This window comes from Acidisphaera sp. S103, assembly GCF_009765975.1.
GTDB lineage: Bacteria > Pseudomonadota > Alphaproteobacteria > Acetobacterales > Acetobacteraceae > Rhodopila.
Genome location: NZ_LMUJ01000035.1, coordinates 1 through 2,227, shown reverse-complemented (window position 1 = coordinate 2,227; position 2,227 = coordinate 1). Strand labels below are relative to the sequence as shown.

The 2,227-nt window shown below is 56.7% G+C and carries 2 protein-coding genes; one reads left to right on the top strand and one right to left on the bottom strand.

Features of this window, described 5'->3' with window-relative positions; genetic code table 11:
• Window positions 1–216 precede the first annotated feature (216 nt).
• Window positions 217–1,044, top strand: coding sequence for a sulfotransferase domain-containing protein (locus tag GSQ89_RS08360; protein WP_158923933.1), 828 nt, complete (start codon window positions 217–219; stop codon window positions 1,042–1,044).
• Window positions 1,045–1,337: 293 nt separating this feature from the next.
• Here the strand turns inward: GSQ89_RS08360 and GSQ89_RS08355 are convergent, their stop codons facing one another.
• The gene (locus GSQ89_RS08355; RefSeq protein WP_158923931.1) at window positions 1,338–1,829 is read right to left on the bottom strand and encodes a hypothetical protein; all 492 of its coding nucleotides are present in this window, start codon (window positions 1,827–1,829) and stop codon (window positions 1,338–1,340) included.
• Window positions 1,830–2,227 lie beyond the last annotated feature (398 nt).

Sequence of the window (2,227 nt, the reverse complement as noted above, 5' to 3'; positions counted from 1 at the left end):
AGCATCCATTCCATTCGTGAAGCCCCAGCCGCCAACCTACCCGACTGGTCCTATCCGATCGTCACGTCACGGTCCCCCAGATCTCTGGACGGTCCCCTAAATCCGTCGCTTACTACCTGAAATCATTGCCTTTCCGCAAAACGACCGGACAGATTAGGCATCGACCTCGCTTTTAGGCTGCGCTGCCTAAACCGCAACAACTTTGCCCTGGCATTGATGAAATATGTCAATTTTGATGGCTTCCTGATAACCGGCCAACACTCAGGGACACATTGGATCAAGTGGATGATGAGCCACGCAATCGCTCATCATTACGGGGTTCCCCCACCAAAATATATAAACAATAGCTCATCCAACGAACTGATCGGCCACCCGAAACATCCCCGGCCCTATCCCGATTTACCTCGTATCGCCAGTTCTCATTCGATCCCACCCTATGCCCTCCAATGGAAGTGGGTGCGTCGTTTACGCACGCCGCCGCCGTATGCGGTCGTGGTGCGTGACGTTCGTGATCTTTTAATTTCCAATTACGAGAAATGGCGGGATAACTATGCCGTGCCATTCAGTCAGTATGTGGCGGGTGATCCACGTGGGAAAGCCTATGTCTGCGATGTCCGGTGGTACGTCCGCTTCGCCAATCGCTGGGGCGCCATAGCGCAGCGTTACCCGCTCGAAACACTCGTGCTGCGCTACGAAGATTTTCGCAAATATCCCTTGGCAAGCCTGCAGCGGCTTTGCCAACACTTTGGGCTGAAATTGACGGAAGACGATTTGGCGGCCGGCATAGCTGTCGGTTCAAAAGAAATCATGGCCCGCCACCAAGACCCCAACATCGACGAGAAACCGGTGCGGCCGGACGGCCGGGGCGACACACATTTCTCGCGAGAGGACCTTATCACGTTGGATAACATTCTCCGCCGACACCTGCGCCATGACTTTGGTTACTCTTACTTTGAGGAGCCGCGTGGCTTCCAGATTGCGGAAGCACCGACCAGTGCAAGAGGGACGGGCTCAAGATTGGGGGGGGGGACCCCGACCGGCTAAATTCCGGGTAAAACATGATGTGTTGCTCCAGGACTGGGCGGTTTCGCCGAGCGACCGCGGACCGTCGGCACTATCACTGAGAGCATGCAAAGTCGTGGGGACCAGTCGTCATCGGGTAGAGTTGAGGTCGAACAGCGGAGGATGAGACCATGGCGAAGCTGGTATGGCGACTGAAGCTGATCGCCGAACTCGAGCGGGGAGTCGTGTCTGAGACGGAGGTGGCGCGCATTGAACGCGACAATTTCGCAGCCCCACGACTTTGCATGCTCTCCCCGATATGTTCCAGCTCGAAATCATCCGTTTTGCGCTGCGGTGGTGGCTGGGCTCAACGAATGATCGACGCGTATCGCCTCCGAGCAATTCAAGCACGACCATATCCGTCGGCCGCGCTCAGCGTGTACGGCGGTCGTTCTCGGATGTAACGCCGACTTTCTCCCGGACTCGAAACAATTTTCACACAGCCAGTGAAACGACTCTCGTCCCCTAGCGGTTGGTTTCAGGACATAGACGAACATCCCCGGCTCAAGCTCCTGCCTGTGATAGCGAGCGCTGATTTTGGGACCTCGTCGGGTAGCCGCTGCCACCGTGCTCTCGTCGACATCGGCCCCGCCGGCCCGGTCTTGATCGAGGGAGATTATAAATTTCTCGATTTCCTCAAGGTGCATCTGCAATTTCAGTCGGGCAGTGGTCAGGTTTCGGCCTTTCGTGGTCGCGAGCGAAGTGGCGATTGCCTTTGCGGATCTTACGGCATCAATGGCGCTGCCGAAGGCGCCAGGGTCGGTCATTTAAGGGTTTCCCGCGCTGGTTGTCTGACAGCGCCGATCATGGGCGATGCGAGGAGGTTGGGCGAGTCCTTCCTTCCCGGTTGGAGCCAAGGGGAGACCGTCTAAAACCTGGGGGTGCTATGGAACGGCCCGGCAACCGGGAGTGCGGGATGAAGTGGCGGGGGCACCGTCAACTTGTCGTCGATGGAATAGCGAAAGACGCGATGGTTTGAGTCACGGCTATCGACACGCGTGATTACGCAGCCATCGCCACCCCAGTGATTTCGGCCCATGTGGTGAATGGCATTGGCAAATTACTCACAAGTCGTTAATTAAGACGACAAACAGCTTGTACGTGCGTGCCTGTGCTGTTATGATGAGGCATGAAGCGAGATGGGCGCAGCTTTGATCACCGGACG